The following is a 26,009-nucleotide window of genomic DNA, read 5'->3' as shown; positions in this document are numbered from 1 at the left end:
GTGCGGTGGGTGTTCCCCCATGGGCCCCGCTGCCACGATACGTCGCCGGGGCCGCCCGCGTCCCGGGCCTGACAAGGCTCGCGTCAGGCCAGGGGGTGGAAGGTCTGGAAGGCCGTGTTCCGCATCTGCGTGCACTCCGGGCCGTCCCACTGGTCGGCGACGCAGCTCATCATGATGGCGTAGCCGTGCGTGGCGTCGAGCTTGAACCCGCGGTTGAGCACACGGATCCTCTGGCCCTTCTGGTCCCGCTCGAACTCCCAGTCGGCGACGGTCGGGTAGCCCCGGTAGTCCACCACGTCGATGCGGATCTGGTGGTAGTTCTTGCTGCTCCCCGCCGTGGACGGGGCCAGCTCGGCCCACGCCTTGCGGGCGTCGTCGCCGGGCTTGGGGTTGTAGTCGACCTGGATGCGCGGGAAACCGCCGTCGCGGTTGTATATCCGGCCCGAGTTCTCCCCGACTATGTCCCCCGGCTTGAAGCCCTCGGGCATCGCCATCGAGAAGTGGAACCCGGGGTCCGTCACGACGGAGTACCCCGGAGGGAGGCCGGCCCCGGGGCCGCCGGGCGTCGCGCCCTGACCCTGGCTGCTCTGCCCCGAGGTCTGGCCCTGCCCTTGGCCCTGGCCCTGGCTCTGGCCCTGGTCCTGGCTCGGGTTGCCGCTCGGCGTCTGCGCCTGGCCCGGCGTGCTGCCGCCGCCCGAGGCGCCGTTGGCCTCGGGCGTCTTCGCGGAACCGCCGCCCGGCGACGGGGTGCCGGCCGCGGTCGGGTTCTTGCCGCCCTTGCCGTCCTTGCCGTCCTTCTTGCCGTCCTCGTCGTCGCCGCCGACCGCGTACGCGATGAGCGAGCCGATCACCGCGAGCACGACGATGACCCCGGCTATCGCCAGCGCGATGGTGCGGCGCTGCATGACGTCGGTGAGCGGCGCCGGGGTGGGCGAGGGCCGCGAGGCCGGGGCCTCGGCGGCCGTGGCGGCGGCCGCCGTCGCCGCGGCGGCCGCGGCCGCCTTGCGGGCCGACTTCAGCGCCGCGCGCGCCCGTTCGCGCTGCTCGCGCTCACGGCGGTCGCGCTCCTTCTTCTCGGCCTTCTCGGCCGCCCGCTCGGCCGCCTTCGCGGCCTTTTCGGCAGCGGCCTTCTCCGCGGCCTCGTTGGCCTCGGCGAGCGATATCTGCCGGGTCTCCTCGGCGGCCGGGGTCGGCACGGGGGCCGGCTCCTCCGGCGCGTCGATGACGGCGGTGAGCATGGCCCGCGCGCGGCCGTCGTCGAGGCGGTGGGCGGGGTCCTTGGCGAGCAGGCCGTAGATGACCTCGGTCAGCGGACCGGCGTTCTTGGGCGGGTCCACCGGTTCGGTCATCACGGCGGTGAGGGTGGCGAGGGCGGAGCCCTTGTCGTACGGGGGCACGCCCTCGACGGCCGCGTACAGCAGCCCGCCGAGGGACCACATGTCCGCGGGCGGGCCCGGCTTCTGGCCGCGGGCGCGCTCGGGGGAGATGTACGAGGGGGCGCCGACGAGCATGCCGGTGGAGGTGACGGAGGGGTCGCCCTCGACCTGCGCGATGCCGAAGTCGGTGAGGATGACGCGGCCGTTGCCGTGGTCGGCGATGAGTACGTTGGAGGGCTTCACGTCGCGGTGCAGGATGCCCTGGCCGTGCGCGGCGCGCAGTACGTCGAGGACGGCGAGGCCGACCTCGGCGGCGCGGCGCGGGGTCAGCGGACCCTGCTCGCGTATGAACTCGGCGAGCGAGGGGCCCTCGATGAGCTCCATGACGATCCACGGCCGGCCGTCCTCGTCGACGACGTCGTAGACGGTGACGGCGCCTCCGCTCCGGATCCGGGCGATGGCCTTGGCCTCGCGGAGGGTACGGGTGATGAGCCGGCGCTTCTCGTCCTCGTCGACGCCGGAGTGGAAGCGGAGTTCCTTGACGGCGACGGTACGGCCGAGCATCTCGTCCTCGGCACGCCACACGGTGCCCATGCCGCCCTTGCCGAGCACTTCGCGCAACCGGTAGCGCCGCGCGAGCAGTCGGCCCTCGTCCTTCCCGCCCTCGGCGGCCTTGGCCGCGGCCGCCTTGACGGCTGCCGCCACCGCGTCGGCCTTCTCCACGACGGGGTTCGTCCCGGCCTTGACCGCCGCCGGCTCCGCCGGGGCCGCAGGCTTGCGCGCCGCCGGCACGCCTACCGGCTTGGCCAGGTCGGCCTTGCCCGCAGGCTTCGCGTCCTCGGGCTCCGCCACGGCAGGCGACTTCGCCGCCGCAGGCTTCGCATCCTCGGGCTCCACCGCCACAGCCTTGCCCAGCCCCGGCTTCGCCGCAGACACCCCGGCAGGCTTCGCCGCAGGCGACCCGGAAGGCTTCGCCGCAGGCGGCCCCGCAGGCTTCGCCACGTCAGGCTTCGCCGCAGGCGACCCGGCAGGCGACCCGGCCGACGTGCCCTCGGGCGCCACTGAAGGCGCCCCCGGCTTCGCCGCAGGCGTGCCCGCAGGCGTGCCCGCAGGCGACTCGGACGACTCCGGCGCCGCCGACCCAGGCTTCGCCCGGACCTGCTTCGCCGCAGGCGACTCGGCAGGCGACTCGGTGTGCTCCGGCTTCGACATGCGTCCCCTCTGCGATCGTGCCGCCTGCTCCGGCTCCCGCGCTGCCCCGGCAGCTCCGGCAGACCCGGCAGAACCCGCGCGGTAACCCGCCCCGGCAGAACCCTCATTGTCCCTCACTCCGCAACGGACGGGAGCCCCGGGTCCGACGGTTCCGCCTTCCGCATCGCGGAGTTACAACGGAACGATGTCAGGGGCCCCCAGCCGCGCCGCGTCCGCCGTCTGGTCGTCCGGCTGACGCTGCGATTCCCGCTCCGCCTGCACCCTCTTCTCGTAGTGCTCCACTTCCTTCTCGATCTGCTGCTTGTCCCACCCCAGCACCGGCGCCATCAACTCCGCGCACTCCCGCGCCGACCGCGTCCCGCGGTCGAAGGTCTCGATCGAGATCCGCGTCCGCCGCGTCAGCACGTCGTCCAGGTGCCGCGCGCCCTCGTGCGAGGCCGCGTAGACCACCTCGGCCCGCAGGTAGTCGTCCGCGCCCGACAGCGGCTCGGCTAGCCCCGGGTCCTGTGCGATCAGGTCCAGCAGCTCCTCCGTGAGCGACCCGAACCGGTTCAACAGGTGCTCCACCCGCACCACATGGAGCCCGGTCCGCGCCGCGATCCTCGCCCGCCCGTTCCACAGCGCCCGGTACCCCTCCGCCCCCACCAACGGCACGTCCTCCGTCACACAGGCCGCCACCCGCTGGTCGAGCCCGTGCACCGCCTCGTCCACCGCGTCCTTGGCCATGACCCGGTACGTCGTGTACTTGCCGCCCGCGACCACCACCAGCCCCGGCACCGGGTGCGCCACCGTGTGCTCCCGCGAGAGCTTGCTCGTCGCGTCCGACTCCCCGGCCAGCAGCGGCCGCAGGCCCGCATACACCCCCTGGACGTCGTCCCGCGTCAGCGGCACCGCCAGCACCGAGTTCACGTGCTCCAGCAGGTAGTCGATGTCCGCGCTCGACGCCGCCGGGTGGGCCTTGTCCAGGTCCCAGTCGGTGTCCGTGGTGCCGATGATCCAGTGCCGCCCCCACGGGATGACGAACAGCACCGACTTCTCGGTCCGCAGGATCAGCCCGGTGCTCGAATGGATCCGGTCCTTCGGCACGACCAGGTGGATGCCCTTGGAGGCCCGTACGTGGAACTGCCCGCGCTCCCCGATCAGCGCCTGGGTGTCGTCCGTCCACACCCCGGTCGCATTCACCACCTGCTTCGCGCGGATCTCGAATTCCCCCGTCGCCCCCCGCCCCCCTTCCACATCCTGCACCCGGGCCCCGACCACCCGCTCGCCCTCACGCAGGAAGCCGACCACCCTCGCCCGGTTGGCGCAGTGCGCGCCGTACGCCGCGGCCGTCCGGACCAAGGTCGCGACGTACCGCGCGTCGTCCATCTGGGCGTCGTAGTACTGCAGGGCGCCCACCAGCGCGTCCTTGCGCAGCGCCGGCGCGATCCGCAGCGCCCGCCCCCGCGACAGGTGCCGGTGCGTCGGCAGCCCCCGCCCGTGGCCGCTGGACACCGACATCGCGTCGTACAGCGCGACGCCCGAGCCGGCGTAGAAGCGCTCCCAGCCCTTGTGCTGGAGCGGGTAGAGGAAGGGGACGGGCTTCACCAGGTGCGGGGCGAGCCGCTCCAGGAGCAGGCCGCGCTCCTTCAGCGCCTCCCGCACCAGGGCGAAGTCGAGCATCTCCAGATAGCGCAGCCCGCCGTGGATCAGCTTGCTGGAGCGGCTGGAGGTGCCCGAGGCCCAGTCCCGCGCCTCCACCAGCCCCGTCGCGAGGCCTCTGGTCACGGCGTCGAGCGCGGTGCCGGCGCCCACCACGCCCGCGCCGACCACGAGCACGTCCAGTTCCCGCTCGGCCATCGCGGCGAGCGCCTCCGACCGCTGCGCCGGCCCCAGTGTCGCTGTCCTCACGGCTGCCTCCCGTTGCTGCGGATGTTCCCGCCCGATGCGGGTGATCCCGCTCACATCACCCGTTCATGATTCTGACCGGCCGCACGGACATCAGCCACCGCCTGTGGACAACACAACGGCGACCACCGCCCCGTAATGCGACATATCTGTCATATATACGCCTAGTCTGACATTGCGCCAGCTCCAGTCGTCCACAGGACTTGCGCGCACCGCCCCCTCGTGCATGTCAGGGAAGGGAAGGGACGGCACCCCCATGCCCGCAGATCTCGCCGTCATCGGACTCGGCCATCTCGGTCTCCCGCTCGCCCAGGCAGCCGTTGCCGCCGGGATCGAGACGGTCGGCTACGACAGCGGTCCGGCCACGGACTCCACCCTCACCGCCGCCGAGATCCGCCGCATGTCGGCGGCCGGCTTCCGGATCACCACCAACCCCGCCGAACTCGGCCGGGTCCGCACCGCCGTCATCTGCGCCCCGACCCAGCTCGGCGCCGACCGCGCGCTCGACCTCTCCTCGGTCGGCGAGGCCGGCCGTACGCTCGCCGCCCGGCTGCGCCCCCACACCACCGTCATCCTCGAATCCGCCGCCCACCCGGGCGTCACCGAGGACTACCTGCGGCCCATCCTCGAAAGCGGCTCCGGGCTGCGCGCCGGCCGGGACTTCCACCTGGCCTACTCCCCCAGCCGCCTCGACCCGGGCAACCGTACGCACGGGATCTCCAACACCCCCAAGGTCATCGGCGGCCTCACCCCCGCCTGCACCGAGTCCGCGCACGCCTTCTACGCCCGCCTCACCGAGAAGGTGGTCCGCGCCCGCGGCCTGCGCGAGGCCGAGACCGTACAGCTGCTCGAAACGAACTACCGGCACGTCAACATCGCCCTGATGAACGAGATGGCCGTCCTGTGCCACGACCTCGGCGTGGACCTGTGGGACGTCATCCGCTGCGCCGAGACCAAGCCGTACGGGTTCCAGGCCTTCCGCCCCGGCCCCGGAGTCGGCGGCCACGGCGTCCCCCTCGACCCCAACTACCTCCCCCACACCACCCGCACCCCCGGGCACCCCCTGCGCATGGTCGGCCTGGCCCAGGAGATCAACAACCGGATGCCGCAGTACGTCATCCAGCGCTCCGCCACCCTCCTCAACGAGCACGGCAAATCCGCCCGCGGGGCCCGGGTCCTGCTCCTCGGGGTCACCTACAAGCCCGACCTCGCCGACCAGGAGGGCTCCCCGGCGCGCGAGATCGCCAGCCGCCTGCTCGACCTCGGAGCCCTGGTCAGCTACCACGACCCCTTCATCGCCGGATGGCGCGTCAGGGACCGGCCCGTCCCCCGCGCCGAATCGCTGTACGAGGCCGCCGCCAACGCCGACCTGACGATCCTGCTCCAGCACCACCGCACCTACGACCTGCAAGGCCTCGCGGTGAAGGCACAGTTGCTGCTCGACACCCGCGGCGCCAGCCCCGTGGGCGCGGCCCACCGGCTCTGAGCACCGGGAAATCCCCCCTGTGGATGTCCGGCACGGCTGCTAGCCTGCGGCGTCACTTATCCAGCACTTATGACCTACGGACATACGTGCGTCCGAATCCCTGGGGGGGATTTCCCGTGAGCCAGAACTTCCAGCCGCCCGCGCCCGACTCCTTCACCGAGGCCCCCGCCCCGGTCGCGGCCCCGGCCGCGACCGGCAACATCGGCCTCGGCATCGTCGCCGCCGTCGTCGCGGCCCTGGTCACCGCCGGCATCTACGGCGGGATCATCGGCGCGACCAAGTACCAGGTCGGCTACGCCGCCGTCGGCGTCGGCTTCCTCGTCGGCTTCGCCGCGGGCAAGCTCGGCGGCCGCAACCCGGTCCTGCCGGTCCTCAGCGCCCTGCTCTCCCTGGTCGCCGTCCTCGGGGGCCAGATCCTCGGCATCGCCATGATCGGCGCGGACGAGCTGGGCGTGAGCACCCTCGACGTGCTGGACCTCGGCCTCTCGCTGCTCTTCGACGCCTGGAAGGAAGACTCGGACCCGCTCACCTTCGTCTTCCTCGCCGTCGGCGGCTACGCGGCCTTCCAGACGGCCCGCAAGACCGCAGCCTGAGCGCACTTCGCCGCGATAGGCCCGAAGGGGCTCTGAGCAGGCACGATCGTGATCGGCAAGGCGGCAGAAACCCCTTTTGACGCCAGAGCCGCCAGCCATACGATCCGCGCGTGTCCGCTCATCCCCCGCTCGGCCGGCCCGTGTTCGAACCCGCCGACCGCATCCCCGCCCTCGCCGCCCTGCGCGACGCCGTCCGGCTCAAGGACCGGGACGCGCTCTTCGCCGTCTTCGAAGCGCTCCCCGACGAGGACGACCGTGCCGTCGCCTGCCGGGTCATCGCCGGGCGGAGCGGATCCGAACTCTTCCTGCGGCAGATCACGGGCGCCGACCCCCGCGACCCGCTCGTACGGAGCCTGCTCGCCGACCGGCTGATCCACGTCGGCTGGGAGATCCGCTCCGACTACGAAGTCGAGCACGTCTCGCAGCGGCAGTTCCAGGAGTTCCACGCATACCTGCGGCGTGCCGAGGGGCTGCTCATCGAGGTCTGCGCCGAGCACCCCGAGTACGCGCTCGCCTGGTACCTGCGCACGATCACCTCGCGCGGCCTCCAGCTGGGCCTGAGCGAGACCCGGCGCCGCTACGACCGGCTCGCCGAGCACCACCCCCACCACTACTCCGGCCAGCAGCAGCTCCTCCAGCAGCTGTGCCCCAAGTGGGGCGGCACCTGGGAGGCCGCGCACGGCTTCGCCGAGGAGTGCGCGAAGGCCGCACCGGCCGGTGCCCCGAACGGCGCGCTGGTCGCCATCGCGCAGATGGAGCAGTACCTGACCCTGGTGCAGAACGAGGGCAAGCGCGCCGCAGAAACGTATCTGCGCACTCCGGAGAACCACGAGCGGCTCCTCGCCGCCGCCGCGGACTCCGCGCTGCACCCGGCCGCCCGCACCGACGCGTACATGCACGTCGGCGCGCACAGCGCCTTCGCGGCCGCGCACAGCGCCGCCGGCCGGCCCGCCGAGGCCGCCCCGCACTTCCGCGCGCTGGGCGACCGCGCCACCGAGTTCCCGTGGAGCTACCTCGACACCGACCACGAGGCCGCGTTCGTCCGCCACCGCAAGACCGCACTGGCCAAGGGTTGAGGGCCGAGGAATCCACATGGACATCAACACCGCCGCCGACACCGGCACCACCACCCACGCCGACACCACCACCGACGCCGACGGCATCACGCACACCACCGTCAACGGCATCCGCACCGTCCTCGCCCCCCGCTCGGGCCCCGTCACCGCCGGCCTGCTCTTCCGCGTGGGCCGCGCCGACGAGACGCTCGCCACCAGCGGCATCACCCACCTGGTCGAGCACCTCGCCCTCCACCGCCACGGCCTGAGCGACCTGCACTACAACGGCGCCACCGCCGCCGCGTACACCCACTTCCACGTCACCGGCTCCCCCGCCGACGTGGTCGAGTACCTCAACGGCGTCTGCTCGTCCCTGCGCGGCCTGCCCATGGACCGGCTGGAGACCGAGAAGGAGATCCTGCGCACCGAGGCCGCCGGGAAGGGCCCCGGCCCGGCCCACGCCTCCGCCGTGTGGCGCTACGGATCACGCTCCTACGGCCTGACCAGCTACGCCGAGGCCGGCCTCCACAGGATCACCGAGCACGACGTACGCGACTGGGCGCAGACCTGGTTCACCGCCGCCAACGCCGTCCTGTGGATCACCTCGGACACCGTCCCCGAGGGCCTCGACCTCACCCTCCCCGCCGGCGAGTGGCGCCCGGCGCCCGCGGCCACCTCCGCACTGCCCGCCACCCCCGCCTACTTCCACGGCGAGGAGGGCGGCATGGTCCTCACCGCCGTACTGCCCCGCTCCACCGAGGCGAGCCTGTTCACCGAGGTCCTGGGCAAGGAGCTGTTCCGCGAGCTGCGCCAGAAGGGCGGCTACTCCTACACGGCCGCGGCCGACTATTCCCCGCGCGACACCGAGGCCGCGACCCTCATCGCGTACGCCGACGCCCTCCCGCAGAAGCAGGACGCGATGGTCGGCGCCTTCGTGGACGTACTCGCGAAACTGCGCGCCGGACGGATCGAGCAGGCCGACCTGGACGCCGTACGGGCCTCCTCGCTGGCCCGGTTCGACACCCCCGAGCTCGCGGCCCGCATGCTCCCGGGCACCGCCATGAACCTGCTGATGCGCCACCGCGACCTCACCGTCGCCGAGGCGAGGGCCGAGCTGGAGGCCGTCACCGTCGAGGACCTCCACCGGGTCGCGCGCGCCGTCTGGGCCGACGCCCTGGTGCAGGTGCCCGGCCGCGGCGTGGACTGGGCGGGGCTCACGGCCGCGCCCGCCGACTCGGCGGAGGCCGTCAGCGGACTGTGCTACCCCGCCGTGGAGGACCCCGAGGTCGAGCTGATCGTGGCCGCCGAGGGCATCAGCCTGCTCTCGCCGGCCAGCCAGGTCACCGTCCGCTACGCCGAGTGCTCCCTGCTCCAGGTCTACCCGGACGGCGCCCGCCACCTCGTCGGCCACGACGGGTTCACCGTGACCGTCGAGCCGACCCTGTACGGGATCACCGCGGCCGAGCTGGCCCCGCTGGACGCCGGCGTTCCGGACTCGGTCGTGGTCCGCATGCCGCCGCGCGACCCGGCCCGGATCCCGCAGCCGCAGAACCCGGGCAGGCCCCGCTCCGCCTGGCTCGGGCGGAACGCGGGCACCATCGTCTTCTGGGCCCTCGGTGTCCTCGGCGTCGTCCTGGCCGCCGTCACGGCCCTGATCGTCCTGGAGGAGACCGACCGCGCGATCAATCCGCAGGGCCCGGACTGGACCATGGTCCGCGGCCTCGTCCTGCTGACCGGAGCCTGCGCCGCCGTGTGGCATCGCCTGTTCCGCGAGCGGCGCCGCAAGGGCTGAGAGCCCGGAACACGCCGGAGGGCCGGCGCCCCGTGGGGTACCGGCCCTCCGTACGTGCGGTGGAGCGGAACGGATCAGCGGCTGTGCTGCGAGTCCGCGATCGTGACCTCGACCCGCTGGAACTCCTTGAGCTCGCTGTAGCCGGTGGTGGCCATCGAGCGGCGCAGCGCGCCGAAGATGTTCATCGAGCCGTCCGGGGTGTGCGACGGGCCGGTGAGGATCTCCTCGGTGGTGCCGACCGTGCCGAGGTCGACCTTCTTGCCGCGCGGCACGTCCTCGTGGACGGCCTCCATGCCCCAGTGGTGGCCCTTGCCGGGCGCGTCGGTGGCGCGGGCCAGCGGGGAGCCCATCATCACCGCGTCGGCGCCGCAGGCGACGGCCTTGGGGATGTCGCCGGACCAGCCCACGCCGCCGTCGGCGATGACGTGCACGTAGCGGCCGCCGGACTCGTCCATGTAGTCGCGGCGCGCCGCGGCCACGTCCGCGACGGCGGTGGCCATCGGGACCTGGATGCCGAGCACGTTGCGCGTGGTGTGCGCGGCGCCGCCGCCGAAGCCGACCAGGACGCCCGCGGCGCCGGTGCGCATCAGGTGCAGGGCCGCGGTGTAGGTGGCGCAGCCGCCCACGATGACCGGGACGTCGAGCTCGTAGATGAACTGCTTGAGGTTCAGCGGCTCGGCGGCGCCGGAGACGTGCTCCGCCGACACGGTGGTGCCGCGGATCACGAAGATGTCCACGCCCGCGTCGACGACGGCCTTGGAGAACTCGGCGGTGCGCTGCGGGGAGAGCGCCGCGGCGGTGACGACACCGGCGTCGCGCACCTCCTTGATGCGCTGGCGGATCAGGTCCGCCTGGATCGGGGCGGCGTAGATCTCCTGGAGGCGGCGGTTGGCGGACTCCTCCTCCAGCTCCGCGATCTCGTCGAGCAGCGGCTGCGGGTCCTCGTAGCGGGTCCACAGGCCTTCGAGGTTCAGCACGCCGAGGCCGCCGAGCTCGCCGATGCGGATGGCGGTCTGCGGGGAGACGACCGAGTCCATGGGGGCGGCCAGGAACGGGAGCTCGAAGCGGTAGGCGTCGATCTGCCAGGCGATCGAGACCTCCTTCGGGTCTCGCGTGCGGCGGCTGGGGACGATGGCGATGTCATCGAACGCGTACGCCCTGCGGCCGCGCTTGCCGCGCCCGATCTCGATCTCAGTCACGTGTGGTGGCCTTTCCTCTGGGTCTGCCCGTCCAGTATCCCCGAACCCCGGCGGCCCGCGTTCCGGTGACCGCTGTACGGACGCACGTCCGGGCACGCCGAAGGGGCGGGCCCGCACCGGACCCGCCCCTTCATACGATCACACCGCTCAGCCCTTGCGGGAGTAGTTCGGGGCTTCGACGGTCATCTGGATGTCGTGCGGGTGGCTCTCCTTGAGGCCCGCCGAGGTGATCCGGACGAACCGGCCGCGCTCCTGGAGCTCGGGCACCGTGCGGCCGCCGACGTAGAACATCGACTGGCGCAGGCCGCCGACGAGCTGGTGCACGACCGCGGAGAGCGGGCCGCGGTACGGGACCTGGCCCTCGATGCCCTCGGGGATGAGCTTGTCGTCGCCGCCCACGCCCTCCTGGAAGTAGCGGTCCTTGGAGAAGGACTTCTGCTCCCCGCGGGACTGCATGGCACCGAGCGATCCCATGCCGCGGTACGACTTGAACTGCTTGCCGTTGATGAACAGCAGCTCGCCCGGGGACTCCTCGCAGCCCGCGAGCAGCGAGCCGAGCATCACCGTGTCCGCGCCCGCGACCAGGGCCTTGGCGATGTCGCCGGAGTACTGCAGGCCGCCGTCGCCGATGACCGGGACGCCCGCGGCCTTGGCGGCCAGCGAGGCCTCGTAGATGGCGGTGACCTGCGGGACGCCGATGCCGGCGACGACGCGGGTGGTGCAGATGGAGCCGGGGCCGACGCCGACCTTGATGCCGTCGCAGCCGGCGTCGATGAGCGCCTGGGCGCCGTCGCGGGTGGCGACGTTGCCGCCGATGACGTCCACGCCGGAGTTCGACTTGATCTTGGCGACCATGTCGCCGACCAGGCGGGAGTGGCCGTGGGCGGTGTCGACGACGATGAAGTCGGCGCCCGCCTCGATCAGGGCCTGGGCACGGTCGTACGCGTCGCCCGCGACGCCGACGGCGGCACCGACGAGCAGCCGGCCGTCCTTGTCCTTGGCGGCGTTCGGGTACTTCTCGGCCTTGACGAAGTCCTTGACCGTGATGAGGCCCTTGAGGATGCCCGCGTCGTCGACCAGCGGAAGCTTCTCGATCTTGTGGCGGCGCAGCAGCTCCATGGCGTCCACGCCCGAGATGCCGACCTTGCCCGTGACCAGCGGCATCGGGGTCATGACCTCGCGCACCTGGCGGCTGCGGTCCGACTCGAAGGCCATGTCGCGGTTGGTGACGATGCCGAGCAGCTTGCCGGCCTGGTCGGTGACCGGGACGCCGGAGATGCGGAACTTCGCGCAGAGCTGGTCGGCCTCGCGCAGCGTCGCGTCCGGGTGCACCGTGATCGGGTCGGTGACCATGCCGGACTCGGAGCGCTTGACCAGGTCGACCTGGTTGGCCTGGTCGGCGATGGAGAGGTTGCGGTGCAGGACGCCGACGCCGCCCTGGCGGGCCATCGCGATGGCCATGCGGGCTTCGGTGACCTTGTCCATGGCCGCGGACAGCAGCGGCACGTTGACGCGGACGTTGCGCGAGATGAGGGAGGAGGTGTCGATGGCGTCAGGCGACATGTCCGACGCGCCCGGCAGCAGCAGCACGTCGTCGTAGGTCAGTCCGAGCGTGGCGAATTTGTCGGGTACTCCGGTCGAACCGCTGTCGGTCATGACACCTTCCCAAATGGTCTTGCTCAGCGCGGATGTCCATGCTAACGGGATCCCGACGCGTCTCATTCCACGAGCAAGGTCAAGCAGAAGTTTCGTCGTTTCCTACGACGATGCCTGCCGCTCGCCTACTGTTCGGCCAGCGCGCGCAGCCGACTGAGCGCCCGGTGCTGGGCGACGCGCACCGCGCCCGGCGACATCCCGAGCATCTGCCCGGTCTCCTCGGCGGTCAGCCCGACGGCGACCCGCAGCACGAGCAGCTCGCGCTGGTTCTCCGGCAGGTTGGCCAGCAGTTTCTTGGCCCACGCGGCGTCACTGCTCAGCAGCGCCCGCTCCTCGGGGCCGAGCGAGTCGTCGGGGCGCTCGGGCATCTCGTCGGAGGGCACGGCCGTACTGCCCGGATGCCGCATGGCGGCCCGCTGCAGGTCGGCGACCTTGTGCGCGGCGATGGCGAAGACGAAGGCCTCGAAGGGGCGCCCGGTGTCCCGGTAGCGCGGCAGGGCCATCAGGACGGCGACGCAGACTTCCTGGGCCAGGTCCTCGACGAAGTGACGAGCATCACCCGGAAGTCGCGACAGCCGCGTACGGCAATAGCGGATGGCCAGGGGGTGCACGAAGGCGAGCAGGTCGTGCGTGGCCTGCTCGTCACCGTCCACCGCACGGCGTACGAGCGCGCTGACGGCCCCGGCACTGCCGCCTTTGGCGGAGCCGGTGGGGCCTGTGGCCGCGGGTGACCCCAGGGCCTCGTCGTCGCGCATCAATCCATGGTGCCTTGGCGCCGGAGTATTCGCGGCACTGCGGCCCGTGTTGTGCATCGAAGCGTTATGCGGAGCGGGTGCGCCGGTACCCATCGTCTGCGCCTCCCCTCCCGCTCGGCCGAACTGTCCCCACACCCTCAAGGATGCGGCATCGCGCACGAAGCGACACGTCCCTTGGATTGTGCCCCGCCGATCCCGGGTGCGCACCGGGTACGACAGGACAGCCGGGCGGCACCGGGCGGACCCGAGCGCGGCACCAGCCCGCCGCCCCGTCCGCCGGTGGCGGACGGGACTGCTCCGGGGCGGCCCTCGGTCAGCGGACGGGGGCGACGGGGCCGGGGGCCGGCCGGCCGCGGGTCAGCGGACCAGGCCCCAGCGGAACCCGAGCGCCACGGCGTGCGCCCGGTCGGAGGCGCCCAGCTTCTTGAAGAGGCGGCGGGCGTGGGTCTTGACCGTGTCCTCGGAGAGGAAGAGCTCGCGCCCGATCTCCGCGTTGGACCGGCCGTGGCTCATGCCCTCCAGCACCTGGATCTCGCGCGCGGTGAGCGTGGGCGCGGCGCCCATCTCGGCCGAGCGGAGCCGGCGCGGGGCCAGTCGCCAGGTCGGGTCGGCGAGGGCCTGGGTGACCGTGGCCCGCAGTTCGGCGCGCGAGGCGTCCTTGTGCAGATAGCCCCGGGCGCCGGCGGCGACCGCGAGGGCCACGCCGTCCAGGTCCTCGGCGACCGTCAGCATGATGATGCGGGCGCCGGGGTCGGCCGAGAGCAGGCGGCGGACCGTCTCCACACCGCCGAGCCCGGGCATCCGTACATCCATCAGAATCAGGTCGGAGCGGTCGGCACCCCAGCGGCGGAGGACTTCCTCGCCGTTGGCAGCCGTCGTCACACGCTCGACGCCGGGCACGGTGGCAACCGCGCGACGGAGCGCCTCTCGGGCAAGCGGGGAGTCGTCGCAGACGAGGACGGAAGTCATGACCGCCCTCCGCAGCTGCTGATGCGCGTCACCTTGAGCCTCCAGGCTGGTACGTATCGTCACCTGTGCGATCGATGCCCCCGGACATCTGTCCGAGAACTTCTTGGTTCAACCGCACTCGCTCTCTCAACGATGGTCACTCGAAAGAGTTACGGGTCGGACGGACACCTTCGGCACTCTACGTGAGGAAGCGATCACGGCGCAGGCACCACTCGCCGCGTGTCCTCCATCTGGAGCTATGCCCTATTTGGCGGCTTTCCTTCCGTTTGGCATGTGTCTGAGGCTAGATTCCCAATGAGTCATATTTACATCTACTACGACAGTAGGTGTGGAGACATGGACCGTATCCGCCTCAGTACCGGCACCAAGAGGACTACCAATGGCAGATTTCTCCCGGCTCCCCGGACCGAACGCCGACCTCTGGGACTGGCAGCTGCTGGCTGCCTGCCGCGGGGTCGACAGCTCCCTCTTCTTCCACCCGGAAGGCGAGCGGGGCGCGGCCAGGAGCGCGCGCGAGGCCTCGGCTAAAGAGGTCTGCATGCGCTGCCCGGTGCGTTCGGAATGCGCCGCGCACGCACTAGCCGTCCGCGAGCCCTACGGGGTGTGGGGCGGCCTCACCGAGGACGAGCGCGAAGAGCTGATGGGCCGCGCCAGGCACCGCCTGATCCCCGCGTCGAGTGCGATCGGACCGATCGCTCCGCACTAGCAGCCGTCGAAACGTCCGAAGGAACGTTTCTCTCCGTCGTGCGTCCCGGGCCCGGGGCGCCACCCGATCGGCCGTACCGCCGTACGGCCCCTCGCGTGGCGGCCCCGCCCGGTGCATGCGCGCATCCGGACCCGTACGCATCACTCGTACGGGCGCACCTCACCCGGCGCGTCGCCGGCGCGTCGCACGCGCACGGGCTCCCGCGCACCGGCTTCAGCGCGCCGCGGCCCGCTCCAGCTCGGCCATCGTCGCGGCCACCGCCGGCACCCGGGCCAGGTCCGGCAGGGTCAGCGCGACCACCTCGCGCTCCACGGCCGGCTCCACCGCCAGCGCGCTGACGCCCTTGGCCCGTACGGACTCCACCGCGAGCTCCGGCAGCACCGCGACCCCGAGCCCGGCCCCGACCAGCCCGACCACGGCCGGGTAGTCGTCGGTGGCGAAGTCGATGCGCGGGGTGAAACCGACCCCCTCGCACACCTCCACCAAGTGGCGGCGGCACCGCGGGCAGCCCGCGATCCAGGGCTCGTCCGCCAGCTCCGCCATGCCCACCCGCCCGGCACCGGCCAGCCGGTGGCCCTCGGGGACCAGCCCGACGAGCCGGTCGGTCAGCAGCGGCCGGACCACGAGGTCCTCCCACTCGGCCGCGGAGCCCCGCCCGTCGGCGTCCCCGCCGTACCGGAACGCCAGCGCCACGTCGCAGTCGCCCTCGCGGAGCATCTCCACCGAGCGCGGCGGCTCCGCCTCGACCAGCGAGATCCGGGTGCCCGGGTGCGCGGCGCGCATCGCCGCCAGCGCGGTCGGCACCAGGGTGGAGCTGCCGCTGGGGAAGGACACCAGCCGGACCCGGCCCGCGCGCAGCCCGGCGATGGCCGCGACCTCCTCCTCGGCGGCCGTGAGCCCGGCGAGGATCCCGGCGGCGTGCCGGACCAGCGCCTCACCTGCCTGGGTGAGGCGCATCTCGCGCCCGGTCCGGATCAGCAGCGGGGTGCCGGCCGACTGCTCCAGCGCCTTCATCTGCTGGGAGACGGCGGGCTGGGTGCAGCCGAGCTCGCGGGCGGCGGCGGAGAAGGACCCGGTCCCGGCGACAGCGCGCAGAACCCGGAGATGACGTGCCTCGATCACCCTGCGAGCATAAGGCCTACTTTGACTGGCGGGGAAATATCCCGATGCCACTTTGAGGCGGCTGGGCTAGCGTGGGGGCATGCCACCCATGCACCTCCTCTCCGTCAACCTCGGCCGGGCCACCGCCGTCGACTACACCGACGCCCCGAGCGGCCTGACCGGCATCGGCAAGCGGCCCGCGGCCGGTCCGGTCCGCGTCTTCGCCCCGGGCCCCAAGGGCGTCGGCGGGAGCGGGGTCGAGGGCGACGACATCTGCCACCTGCGCCACCACGGCGGCGAGCACCAGGCCGTGTACGCGTACGCCAGGGAGGACCTGGACTGGTGGGAGCGCGAACTGGACCGCGAGCTGGCCGGCGGGATCTTCGGGGAGAACCTCACCACCTCCGGCCTCGACGTGAGCGGCGCGCGGCTCGGCGAGCGCTGGCGCATCGGCCCGGACGTGGTCCTCGAAGTGGCTTCGGCCCGCATCCCCTGCCGGACCTTCCAGGGCGCGGTCGGCGAGAAGGCCTGGGTCAAGCGGTTCACGCAGGCCGCCCGCCCGGGCGCGTACCTGCGGGTGGTCGAAGGGGGTTCGGTCTCGGCCGGTGACGCCATCGAGGTGATCCACCGTCCGGAGCACGAGGTGACGGTGGAGTTCTGGTTCCGGGCCTTCACCACCGAGCGCGCGCTGCTCCCGCGCACACTGGCGGCGGGTGCGGCGATGGAGCCGGCGGCGCACGAGACCGTACGGGCGTACGTGGAGAAGTACGGTTCGCACGGCGGGAAGTAGCCGCGGGCGGCGCCGGTGGCGGGACACCGCGCCGGCCCGCCACCCGGGCGGCTAGGTTGCGCGTATGACGACTGCGTTGATTACGGGATCCACGGCGGGCATCGGCGCCGCCTTCGCCCGGCGGCTCGCCGCCCAGGGCCACAACCTCGTACTGGTGGCCCGGGACACCAAGCGGCTCGGCGAGCAGGCCACCGAACTGCATGACCGGCACGGCATCGAGGCCGAGGTACTGACCGCCGACCTCTCCTCCGACGAGGGCATCGCGGCGGTCGAGGCACGCCTCGGCGACCGCAAGCACCCGGTGGACCTGCTGGTCAACAACGCGGGCTTCGGGAACAAGGGCCGGTACCTGGAAGTCTCCATGGCCGACGAGCTGACCATGCTGAAGGTGCACATCGAGGCCGTGCTGAGGCTGACCTCGGCGGCCACGGAGTCCATGCGCTCGCGCGGGCGCGGCGGCGTCATCAACGTGGCGTCGGTGGCGGCCTTCGTACCGCGCGGTACGTACGGGGCGAGCAAGGCGTGGGTCGTGCAGTTCACGCAGGGCGCGGCCAAGGACCTGGGCGGGTCCGGGGTGCGGCTGATGGCGCTGTGCCCGGGCTTCGTGCGCACCGAGTTCCACCAGCGGGCGGGCATGGGCACGGACAACATCCCCGGCTGGATGTGGCTGGACGCCGACAAGCTGGTGGCCTCGGCACTGGCCGACCTGGCGCGCGGCAAGACGGTGTCGGTCCCGGACGCCCGGTACAAGGCGCTGATGGGCGTGGTGAAGCTGACGCCGCGCGGGCTGCTGGGCGGGGTGTCCTCGCGTACGGGCCGCAAGTACGGGCCTCAGTAGGCGCGCCACCCGATCCGCCAAATGGGCGAAATCTCCCTAAAATGGACACGTCTTTAGTGGACACGTCCATCCAGCCCGGGAGACGCCATGACATTCGTACAGATAATCGATTACAAGACCAGTCGGCAGGACGACCTCAACCAGCTGCTCGACCGGTACGTCTCGCAGAGCCAGGGCAAGCGCACCGTCACCCACAGCATCGTGGGCAAGGACCGCGAGAACGAGAACCACTACGTGGACGTGGTCGAATTCCCGTCGTACGAAGAGGCCATGAAGAACTCTCACCTCCCGGAGACGGACAAGATGTTCCAGGAGATGGTGGCGCTCTGCGACGGGATGCCCAGCTTCACCAACCTGGACGTCGTCCGGGACGAGCACCTCAACACGATGCTGGTGAACCGGATGTACGACGAGATCGCGATGAAGGGCGACATGTCCGTCATCCCCGAGATCTTCGCGACGGACTACCGCGACCACGACATCAGCAACCCCGAGGACAAGGTCGGGCCCGCCGGCATCCGCGAGGACGTGGAGGGGTGGCGGGGCGCCTTCGACTTCAGCTTCACGAAGGACGCCCAGATGGCACAGGACGACTACGTCACCACCCTGTGGACCTGGACCGGCAAGCACAAGGGCGAGTTCATGGGCGTCGCGCCGACCGGCAAGACCTGCACGATGACCGGCACGACGGTCTTCCGATGTGAGGACGGCATGATCAAGGAAGGCTGGTGGCACTACGACGCCATGGCCCTGATGCGCCAACTGGGCGCGATGTAGGCCCCGCACATACGGGAAGGCCCCGCTCCGCAGATGCGGAACGGGGCCTTCCCCATGCGTGGCGCGATCAGTGGCTGTGGCCGTGACCGTGGCCGTGGCCCGCGTCGGCCTCTTCCTCGGCCGGCTTCTCGACGACCAGGGTCTCGGTCGTGAGCAGCAGGGAGGCGATGGAAGCGGCGTTCTCCAGCGCGGAGCGGGTGACCTTGACCGGGTCGATGACGCCGGCCTTCACCAGGTCGCCGTACTCGCCGGTGGCGGCGTTGAAGCCCTGGCCCTTGTCGAGCTCGGCGACCTTCGAGGTGATGACGTAGCCCTCAAGACCGGCGTTCTCGGCGATCCAGCGCAGCGGCTCGACGGCGGCGCGGCGCACGACCGCGACACCGGTGGCCTCATCGCCGCTCAGGCCGAGGTTGCCCTCAAGGACCTTGACGGCGTGGACGAGCGCGGAGCCACCGCCGGAGACGATGCCCTCCTCGACCGCGGCGCGGGTCGCCGAGATGGCGTCCTCAAGGCGGTGCTTCTTCTCCTTGAGCTCCACCTCGGTGGCGGCGCCGACCTTGATGACGCAGACGCCGCCGGCGAGCTTCGCCAGGCGCTCCTGCAGCTTCTCGCGGTCCCAGTCCGAGTCCGTGGACTCGATCTCGGCCTTGATCTGGTTGACGCGACCGAGGACTTCCTCGTGGCTGCCGCCACCGTCGACGATGGTCGTGTCGTCCTTGGAGATCGTGACGCGGCGGGCGGAACCCAGTACGTCCAGACCGGCCTGGTCGAGCTTGAGGCCGACCTCCTCGGCGATGACGGTGGCACCGGTGAGGGTGGCCATGTCCTGGAGCATCGCCTTGCGGCGGTCGCCGAAGCCGGGGGCCTTGACGGCCACGGCGTTGAACGTGCCGCGGATCTTGTTGACGACGAGGGTGGAGAGCGCCTCGCCCTCGACGTCCTCGGCGATGATCAGCAGCGGGCGGGAGCCGCCGGCCTGGATGACCTTCTCCAGCAGCGGCAGGAGGTCCTGGATGGAGGAGATCTTGCCCTGGTTGATCAGGATGTACGGGTCGTCGAGGACGGCCTCCATACGCTCCTGGTCGGAGACCATGTACGGGGAGAGGTAGCCCTTGTCGAAGGCCATGCCCTCGGTGAACTCCAGCTCCAGGCCGAAGGTGTTGGACTCCTCGACGGTGATGACACCGTCCTTGCCGACCTTGTCCATCGCCTCGGCGATGAGCTCGCCGACCTGCTGGTCCTGCGCGGAGAGCGCGGCCACGGCGGCGATGTCGGACTTGTCCTCGATCGGGCGGGCCGTCGCGAGGAGCTCCTCGGAGACGGCCTTGACCGCGGCGTCGATGCCCTTCTTCAGGGCGGCCGGGGAAGCACCCGCGGCGACGTTGCGCAGACCCTCGCGGACCAGCGCCTGGGCCAGCACGGTGGCGGTGGTGGTGCCGTCACCCGCGATGTCGTTGGTCTTGGTCGCCACCTCCTTCACGAGCTGCGCGCCCAGGTTCTCGTACGGGTCGTCCAGCTCGACCTCGCGGGCGATGGTGACACCGTCGTTGGTGATGGTGGGGGCGCCGAACTTCTTGTCGATGACGACGTTGCGGCCCTTGGGGCCGATCGTCACCTTGACCGTGTCGGCAAGCTTGTTGACGCCGCGCTCAAGGGCACGACGGGCGTCCTCGTCGAACTTCAGAATCTTCGGCATGGAAGCGGTTCAGCCCTCTCGATAACTCGGGTTTAACGAACTGCGCCCCTCGCCGCCCGGCAATCAGCGGGGTGACCAGGGGCGCAGCTCAAAGCAGTGCTTAGGTGAATTACTTCTCGACGATCGCGAGCACGTCGCGAGCCGAGAGGACGAGGTACTCCTCGCCGCTGTACTTCACTTCGGTGCCGCCGTACTTGCTGTACAGCACGATGTCGCCGACGTTGACGTCCAGCGGGAGACGCTGGCCGTCCTCGAAGCGACCCGGACCGACCGCGAGGACGACGCCCTCCTGGGGCTTCTCCTTCGCGGTGTCCGGGATGACCAGGCCCGAGGCCGTGGTCTGCTCGGCGTCGAGCGGCTGGACCACAATGCGGTCCTCGAGCGGCTTGATGGCAACCTTGGAGCTGGCGGTCGTCACGATCCGACCTCCCCCTTCGGAGATCCGGGGTTAACTGTCTGAGGTGGCGACCAGGTCGATCCGTCGTCGCGGGTGCCGGACCTGCCTGTCGCTGTGTTGGCACTCACCGGGGGCGAGTGCCAGGTGCGAGACTATTCCGGTGATTAGCACTCGGTCAAGCGGAGTGCCAATTCACCGCCGTGGGCGTTGCGCGAACCGGCCCGCCCGGTCCGTGGAATCCGCACGCGCGAGCGACTCCGGCCCACTACTGCCCGCGCCATGACCAGGAAGAACTCCGGCCTTCGACGGGTGCACGCGATCCCGATCGCCGTCGGTCTCGCATGCGGGATCTGCGCGTTCCCGTTGGCCGTACCCAGGCTCGCGACCCGGCCGACGGGGGTGGACGGCACCTTCCGCGCGGAGCGGTGCACCTGGGAGAAGGTCTCGGCCGAAGACCTGGAGGCGGCGTGCACGGGGTCCTTCACCGCATCCGACGGGTCCTTCACGATCAGCCGGATCAGGGCGGAGGGCTGGTTCGAGACCCCGCCGACCGGACCGGTCGCCTCCCGGGTCAGCGGCCCGTCGGCCGACAAGGCCGTGCGCCCGGGCGCCGTCACCTCGCTGGCCCCATGGGCCCGGGCCTGCCGGCCCTCGCTTTCCCCGCACGGGCCCTGACCGCGGCCGGCCGCGACGTCCTGGCCCGCCGGCGTACGGGGCGCGGGGTCCCCGCCGCGGCAGTCGCGTCCGATATGTGACGCTTGAGCGATGCGCATCCTCGTGGTCGAAGACGAAGCCGGCCTCGCCGAATCCCTGCGGCGCGGCCTGGCCGCCGACGGCCACTGGGTCGAGGTCGCCCACGACGGCCACCGCGGCCTCGAACTCGCCCTCACCGGCGGCGCCTCCCCCGGAGCCGCCGGCGGACCGTACGACGTCGTCCTCCTCGACCTGATGCTCCCCGGTCTCACCGGCTACGAGATCTGCACCCGGATGCGCGCCCACGGCGACCGCACCCCCGTCCTGATGCTGACCGCCAAGGACGGCGAGTACGACGAGGCCGAGGGCCTGGACTGCGGCGCCGACGACTACCTCACCAAGCCGTTCTCCTTCGTCGTCCTCGCCGCCCGGATCCGCGCACTCGCCCGCCGCGCCGGCGCCCCCGAACGCGCCACCACCCTCCAGGCCGGCGACCTCGTCCTCGATCCCCGGGGCCGCCGCTGCCGCCGCGGCGCGCAGGACATCGAGCTGACCGCCCGCGAGCTCGGCGTACTCGCCTGCCTGATGGAGCAGCCCGGCCGGGCCGTCGCCAAGCAGGACATCCTCGACGTCGTCTGGGACACCCCGCACGGCATCGACCCCAACATCGTCGAGGTCTACGTCTCCTCGCTCCGCAAGAAGATCGACGCCCCCTTCGGCCGCCGCTCGATCCTCACCGTCCACGGCACCGGCTACCGGATGGCTCCCGACGGTGGTTAGGACCGTCCGTGCCCGCGCCGCCGCTGCCGCCGCCCTCGCGATGGCCGCCGTACTCGCCACCGGCGGGCTGTGGCTGTACACCCTGCTGCGCGCCAACCTCCTGGAGAACACCACGGGCCGCACCGAGCTCGCCGCCCGCAAGGTCGCCGCCCAGCTCGACGCCCGCGCCCTCCAGCCGGGTGGCCGGCTGCCCGTGCCCGAGAGCGGGGTGGACCTGGTCCTCGTACGGGACGGGCAGGGGCGCACCGTCAACAGCACGGCGGGCACGGCGGGCACCGCCAAGGACTCCCCCGACTTCGGCGAGCTGCGCCCCGGCGCCGGGACGGACTCCCGGTCGGCGGTCCTGCCGCCCGAGCGCCCCGGCGCCGAACGGCGCGTGGTCGTCGTGGTCGAGGCCCCCGGTCCGCCGGGGGCGCACGACCCGCACTTCGTGTACGCGATGACCGTGCTCGGCGACGTCGACGACGCGACCCGCGCGGCCGCCGTCGGCCTGCTCGCCGGCTCACCCCCGCTGATCGCCTTCGCGGCGGGCCTGGCCTGGTGGGTGGCCGGGCACGCGCTGCGCCCCGTCACCGCGATCCGCACCGAGCTGGCGGCCGTCACCGCGAGCGAGCTCGACCGGCGCGTCCCGGACCCGGGCGGCGCCGACGAGATCGCGCAGCTGGCCCGGACGGTCAACAACACGCTCGACCGGCTGGAGCGCAGCGACGCCCGGCAGCGGCAGTTCACCGCCGACGCCTCGCACGAGCTGCGCAACCCCCTCGCGGCCGTCCGGTCACGGCTGGAAGTGGCGCTGGCCATGGACCGCCCCGACCGGGAGTCTGTGGCGGCCGCACTGGCCGACACCGAGCGGCTCCAGCGCATCGCCGCCGACCTGCTCCTGCTGGCCCGGCTCGACGGCGGGCCGGCGCCGCGCACCGAGCCGGTGGACCTCGCGCTGCTCGCCGCCGAGGACGCGGCGCGGCGCCCGCACCCCCGGGCGCGGCTACGGCTGGACGCGCGGGCGCCCGTACCGGCGGCCGGTGACCCGGCGCGGCTGGAGCGGGCGCTGGCCAACCTGGTGGACAACGCCCTGCGGTACGCCCGCGCGGAGGTCGTCGTACGGGCGGCGCAGGAGGACGGCTGGGCGCTGCTGGAGGTCACGGACGACGGCCCGGGCATCCCGGAGGCCGACCGGGACCGGGTCTTCGAGCGGTTCGTACGGCTGGACGCGGACCGGGGCCGGGCCAGCGGCGGGACCGGGCTGGGCCTGGCCATCGCCCGGGAGATCGCGCGGGCGCACGGGGGCGACGTACGGGCGCTGCCGGCGCCGTCCGGGGGCGCGCGGCTGCTGCTGCGGCTGCCGGGGCGCCCGCCCGGTGGCGCCACCGCGCCCGGGGTCTGAAGGCGGGTTCAGGACCTTCAGCCTTTCTTCAGCACCGCGCCCCCACCATCGACAGGCATGACTGCGCAACGGAGGAAGACCAGCCGCCGCAAGCCGCTGACGCGCCGGCGCCGGCTCGGCCGCACGCTGCTGATCACCGGCTGCGCGCTGACCGTGATGGCGGGCGGCGGCGCCTGGTACGTCTACAAGGACCTGGTCTCCAGCATCGGCAGCTCCAAGGCGCTGGAGGGCGCCGAGAAGTCGAAGCACGGCGATACGAACATCCTGCTGATGGGCCTGGACAGCCGCCGCGACCAGAACGGCGAGGACCTGCCGAAGGAGATCCTCGACAAGCTGCACGCCGGCGCCAGCTCGGACGTCGGCGGGTACAACACGAACACCCTGATCCTGCTGCACGTGCCCGGCGACGGGGGCAAGGCGAAGGCCTTCTCGATCCCGCGCGACGACTTCGTCACGCTGTACGGGGTGCCCGGGTTCACCGGGAAGAGCAAGATCAAGGAGGCGTACGGGCTGGCCAAGGCCAAGGTCGAGGACCAGCTCGCCGCCCGGGGCGTCAAGGACAAGCGGCAGCTGGAGCACGAGGGGCGCGAGGCGGGGCGCAAGGCCGAGATCGAGACGGTGCGCAACTTCCTGGGCGTCCCGATCGACCACTTCGCCGAGCTGAACCTGGCCGGTTTCTACCACCTGGCGAGCGCACTGGACGGCGTACCGGTGTGCCTGAAGAAGGCGACGAAGGACTCGTACTCGGGGGCCGACTTCCCGGCGGGCAAGCAGACCCTGAACGGCCAGCAGGCCCTGGCCTTCGTCCGGCAGCGGCACGGTCTGACCATGGGCGACCTGGACCGGACGAAGCGCCAGCAGGCCTTCCTGGCGGGGGCGACGTACAAGCTGAACCAGGCCGGGACGTTCACGGATCCGGTGAAGCTGCTCAAGCTGGTCAACACGGCGAAGGAGGACGTCGTGACCGATGAGGGATGGGATCTGCTGTCCTTCATCAAGCAGGCGAAGAACCTGTCCGGGGGCAATGTGGACTTCACGACACTGCCCATCGAGGGGTTCGACAGGAACCATGGCGCCGAGATAAACGTCGTAGACGATATGAAGATAAAGCGCCTCATTGCCGAGCAGATAGGACCCAAGGGCACCGCGAGCCCGAGCGCACCGGGCGCCGCTCCCTCCTCACCGGGGACGCCCGCACCGCCCCCGACCGCCGGCTCACCGAGCTCGCGCGGCTCCTCGGACGCCCCGAGCACCGCCCCCGCCCCGTCCCAGAAGAGCAGCGGAACCCCCGCCATCGACGGCGGCGGCGTCCCGTGCGTGGACTGAGGCCCATCACGACGTCGGGCGCCCGCCGCCGCACCGAAGCATTGCTGCTCGTCTTCGTCGTCGGCATCGCTGTTTTCGGCCATACGGCGGCGGGCCTGGCGATGAACGACGCGCTGCCGCCCAACCTGACCGGCTTCACCGTGAGCCTGTCGCTGCTGGCCCTGGTGGGGCACCTGGGCATCCGCCGGTTCGCGGCGTACGCGGATCCGCTGATCTTCCCGCTGGCCATGCTGCTGACCTCGCTCGGCCTGGTGCTGCTGCACCGCCTCGACCAGGGGTACATCGAGCGCTACAACTCGGTGGCGAACGCGCCGGGGCAGCTGCTGTGGACGGTGATCGGGGTCGCGGCCTGCATCGTGGTGGTGGCGCTGCTGCGCGACCACCGGCTGCTCCAGCGGTTCATCTACATCACGATGGCCGTCTCGCTGGTGCTGCTGATCGCCCCGGCGCTCTTCGGCGCGGACGCGTACGGCGCCAAGCGCTGGATCAAACTCGGCGCGCTGTCCTTCCAACCCGGCGAGTTCGTCAAGCTGACGATCGCGGTCTTCTTCGCCGGGTACCTGGTCATCCACCGGGACTCGCTGGCCCTGACCGGCCGGAAGTTCCTGGGCATGCGGCTGCCCCCGATGCGCCAGCTCGGCCCGATCATCACCGTGTGGATCGTCTCGATGCTCGTGCTCGTCTTCGAGCGCGACCTCGGCACCTCGCTGATCTTCTTCGGCGTCTTCGTGGTGATGCTGTACGTCGCGACCGAGCGCACCAGCTGGGTGGTCTTCGGCGTGCTGATGGCGTCGATGGGCGCCTTCGTGGTCGGCTCGACCGAGCCGCACGTCAAGGCCCGCGTGGCCGCCTGGCTGGAGCCGCTGTCGTACTACTGGAAGGACCGGCCGCCGGGGGTCATCTCGGACCAGTCGGCGCAGGCCCTGTTCAGCTTCGGCACCGGCGGCGTCTCCGGCACGGGCCTCGGCGGCGGGCACCCCGAGCTGATCGCCTTCGCGGGGCGCAGCGACTTCATCCTGACCACGGTCGGCGAGGAGCTCGGCCTGGCCGGGGTCATGGCCGTACTGATCCTGTACGGGCTCCTCGTGCAGCGGGGCCTGCGGATGGCGCTCGACGCCCGCGACCCGTTCGGCAAACTCCTGGCGGTGGGCCTGGCCGCGGCGCTGGCCCTCCAGGTCTTCGTGGTGGCGGGCGGCGTGACGGGCCTGATCCCCCTGACGGGCAAGGCCCTGCCGTTCCTAGCCAAGGGCGGCTCGTCCCTGCTGGCCAACTGGGTCATGATCGCCCTGCTCCTACGCATCAGCGACAGCGCGGAACGCCAACGCGAAGCCGACGCCCGCGACCCGGCGGAAACGACGATCACGGCGGGGGTGGGGGCGGGGGCGGGGGTGTGAGGGGCGGGTCGGGGGTGGGTTTGCGGGGGTGGTCTTGGCCGGGGGCGTTGAAGGGTTTGGGGGTTTCCCGTCAGTCCCATCGTCTCTCCGTGTCGGTCCGCCCTGTCAAGGGCGCTCCCTGCGGTCGCGTCGCTGCGCGATGGCCTT

At 71.8% G+C, this 26,009-nt stretch carries 22 protein-coding genes; 13 read left to right on the top strand and 9 right to left on the bottom strand.

Going from position 1 to position 26,009, the window contains the following annotated elements; genetic code table 11:
- Positions 1-83 precede the first annotated feature (83 nt).
- Positions 84-2,588 carry a serine/threonine-protein kinase gene (locus ACZ7GJ_RS13115; RefSeq protein WP_470751382.1) on the bottom strand — a complete coding sequence of 835 codons (2,505 nt, stop codon included), beginning with the start codon at positions 2,586-2,588 and terminating at the stop codon, positions 84-86.
- Positions 2,589-2,759: 171 nt separating this feature from the next.
- A complete protein-coding gene (locus ACZ7GJ_RS13110) occupies positions 2,760-4,478 on the bottom strand; it encodes a glycerol-3-phosphate dehydrogenase/oxidase (protein WP_470751381.1) in 1,719 nt (572 codons plus the stop codon).
- A gap of 253 nt (positions 4,479-4,731) precedes the next feature.
- Between ACZ7GJ_RS13110 and ACZ7GJ_RS13105 the strand changes: the two genes are divergently transcribed.
- From ACZ7GJ_RS13105 to ACZ7GJ_RS13090, 4 genes are all read left to right on the top strand, one after another.
- The gene (locus tag ACZ7GJ_RS13105) at positions 4,732-5,961 is read left to right on the top strand and encodes a nucleotide sugar dehydrogenase (protein WP_470751379.1); all 1,230 of its coding nucleotides are present in this window, start codon (positions 4,732-4,734) and stop codon (positions 5,959-5,961) included.
- A 116-nt stretch (positions 5,962-6,077) separates the two neighbouring features.
- Positions 6,078-6,554 carry a hypothetical protein gene (locus ACZ7GJ_RS13100; RefSeq protein ID WP_470751378.1) on the top strand — a complete coding sequence of 159 codons (477 nt, stop codon included), beginning with the start codon at positions 6,078-6,080 and terminating at the stop codon, positions 6,552-6,554.
- A 110-nt stretch (positions 6,555-6,664) separates the two neighbouring features.
- On the top strand, positions 6,665-7,630 hold the full coding sequence (locus tag ACZ7GJ_RS13095) for a hypothetical protein (protein WP_470751376.1): 966 nt from the start codon (positions 6,665-6,667) through the stop codon (positions 7,628-7,630).
- Positions 7,631-7,646: 16 nt separating this feature from the next.
- Positions 7,647-9,401, top strand: a complete 1,755-nt coding sequence (locus ACZ7GJ_RS13090) for a M16 family metallopeptidase (protein WP_470751374.1) — start codon at positions 7,647-7,649, stop codon at positions 9,399-9,401.
- Positions 9,402-9,475: 74 nt separating this feature from the next.
- On the opposite strand, the gene ACZ7GJ_RS13085 is transcribed toward ACZ7GJ_RS13090, so the two are convergent.
- The 4 genes from ACZ7GJ_RS13085 to ACZ7GJ_RS13070 all read right to left on the bottom strand — a co-directional run bounded on the left by ACZ7GJ_RS13085 (position 9,476) and on the right by ACZ7GJ_RS13070 (position 13,980).
- Positions 9,476-10,600 carry a GuaB3 family IMP dehydrogenase-related protein gene (locus ACZ7GJ_RS13085; protein WP_470751373.1) on the bottom strand — a complete coding sequence of 375 codons (1,125 nt, stop codon included), beginning with the start codon at positions 10,598-10,600 and terminating at the stop codon, positions 9,476-9,478.
- Positions 10,601-10,747: 147 nt separating this feature from the next.
- On the bottom strand, positions 10,748-12,256 hold the full coding sequence (guaB, locus tag ACZ7GJ_RS13080) for an IMP dehydrogenase (protein ID WP_470751372.1): 1,509 nt from the start codon (positions 12,254-12,256) through the stop codon (positions 10,748-10,750).
- Positions 12,257-12,381: 125 nt separating this feature from the next.
- Positions 12,382-13,011, bottom strand: a complete 630-nt coding sequence (locus ACZ7GJ_RS13075) for a sigma-70 family RNA polymerase sigma factor (protein WP_470751370.1) — start codon at positions 13,009-13,011, stop codon at positions 12,382-12,384.
- Positions 13,012-13,368: 357 nt separating this feature from the next.
- A complete protein-coding gene (locus tag ACZ7GJ_RS13070) occupies positions 13,369-13,980 on the bottom strand; it encodes a response regulator transcription factor (protein WP_003948568.1) in 612 nt (203 codons plus the stop codon).
- A gap of 379 nt (positions 13,981-14,359) precedes the next feature.
- Between ACZ7GJ_RS13070 and ACZ7GJ_RS13065 the strand changes: the two genes are divergently transcribed.
- On the top strand, positions 14,360-14,686 hold the full coding sequence (locus tag ACZ7GJ_RS13065; RefSeq protein WP_030027725.1) for a WhiB family transcriptional regulator: 327 nt from the start codon (positions 14,360-14,362) through the stop codon (positions 14,684-14,686).
- A 213-nt stretch (positions 14,687-14,899) separates the two neighbouring features.
- Here ACZ7GJ_RS13065 and ACZ7GJ_RS13060 read toward each other — a convergent pair whose 3' ends face one another.
- The gene (locus ACZ7GJ_RS13060; RefSeq protein WP_470751368.1) at positions 14,900-15,808 is read right to left on the bottom strand and encodes a LysR family transcriptional regulator; all 909 of its coding nucleotides are present in this window, start codon (positions 15,806-15,808) and stop codon (positions 14,900-14,902) included.
- An 88-nt stretch (positions 15,809-15,896) separates the two neighbouring features.
- Between ACZ7GJ_RS13060 and ACZ7GJ_RS13055 the strand changes: the two genes are divergently transcribed.
- The 3 genes from ACZ7GJ_RS13055 to ACZ7GJ_RS13045 all read left to right on the top strand — a co-directional run bounded on the left by ACZ7GJ_RS13055 (position 15,897) and on the right by ACZ7GJ_RS13045 (position 18,192).
- Positions 15,897-16,577, top strand: a complete 681-nt coding sequence (locus ACZ7GJ_RS13055) for an MOSC domain-containing protein (protein ID WP_470751574.1) — start codon at positions 15,897-15,899, stop codon at positions 16,575-16,577.
- Between the two features lie 64 nt (positions 16,578-16,641).
- Positions 16,642-17,415, top strand: a complete 774-nt coding sequence (locus ACZ7GJ_RS13050; RefSeq protein WP_470751367.1) for an SDR family NAD(P)-dependent oxidoreductase — start codon at positions 16,642-16,644, stop codon at positions 17,413-17,415.
- Between the two features lie 87 nt (positions 17,416-17,502).
- Positions 17,503-18,192 (top strand): ester cyclase, encoded by a 690-nt coding sequence (locus ACZ7GJ_RS13045; RefSeq protein ID WP_470751366.1) that lies wholly within the window; start codon positions 17,503-17,505, stop codon positions 18,190-18,192.
- A 67-nt stretch (positions 18,193-18,259) separates the two neighbouring features.
- Here the strand turns inward: ACZ7GJ_RS13045 and groL are convergent, their stop codons facing one another.
- Positions 18,260-19,888 (bottom strand): chaperonin GroEL, encoded by a 1,629-nt coding sequence (gene groL / locus ACZ7GJ_RS13040; protein ID WP_470751365.1) that lies wholly within the window; start codon positions 19,886-19,888, stop codon positions 18,260-18,262.
- Between the two features lie 109 nt (positions 19,889-19,997).
- On the bottom strand, positions 19,998-20,306 hold the full coding sequence (groES, locus tag ACZ7GJ_RS13035; protein WP_007265952.1) for a co-chaperone GroES: 309 nt from the start codon (positions 20,304-20,306) through the stop codon (positions 19,998-20,000).
- Positions 20,307-20,564: 258 nt separating this feature from the next.
- On the opposite strand from groES, the gene ACZ7GJ_RS13030 reads away from it, so the two are divergent.
- The 5 genes from ACZ7GJ_RS13030 to ACZ7GJ_RS13010 all read left to right on the top strand — a co-directional run bounded on the left by ACZ7GJ_RS13030 (position 20,565) and on the right by ACZ7GJ_RS13010 (position 25,862).
- Positions 20,565-20,960 (top strand): hypothetical protein, encoded by a 396-nt coding sequence (locus tag ACZ7GJ_RS13030; protein WP_470751364.1) that lies wholly within the window; start codon positions 20,565-20,567, stop codon positions 20,958-20,960.
- 90 nt (positions 20,961-21,050) lie between these two features.
- Positions 21,051-21,758, top strand: coding sequence for a response regulator transcription factor (locus tag ACZ7GJ_RS13025; RefSeq protein WP_470751363.1), 708 nt, complete (start codon positions 21,051-21,053; stop codon positions 21,756-21,758).
- Complete coding sequence (locus ACZ7GJ_RS13020; RefSeq protein WP_470751362.1) at positions 21,751-23,142, top strand: sensor histidine kinase; 1,392 nt, start codon at positions 21,751-21,753, stop codon at positions 23,140-23,142. Before ACZ7GJ_RS13025 ends, ACZ7GJ_RS13020 begins: the two co-directional genes overlap by 8 nt.
- Before the next feature lie 57 nt (positions 23,143-23,199).
- Complete coding sequence (locus ACZ7GJ_RS13015; protein ID WP_470751361.1) at positions 23,200-24,468, top strand: LCP family protein; 1,269 nt, start codon at positions 23,200-23,202, stop codon at positions 24,466-24,468.
- Complete coding sequence (locus ACZ7GJ_RS13010; RefSeq protein WP_470751359.1) at positions 24,456-25,862, top strand: FtsW/RodA/SpoVE family cell cycle protein; 1,407 nt, start codon at positions 24,456-24,458, stop codon at positions 25,860-25,862. Before ACZ7GJ_RS13015 ends, ACZ7GJ_RS13010 begins: the two co-directional genes overlap by 13 nt.
- The last annotated feature ends 147 nt before the right edge of the window (positions 25,863-26,009 follow it).

The sequence above is a fragment of the Streptomyces sp. NPDC037242 genome (assembly GCF_055604165.1).
Note: the sequence above shows the minus strand (reverse complement) of the source record. Positions and strands in the feature narration are given on the sequence as shown.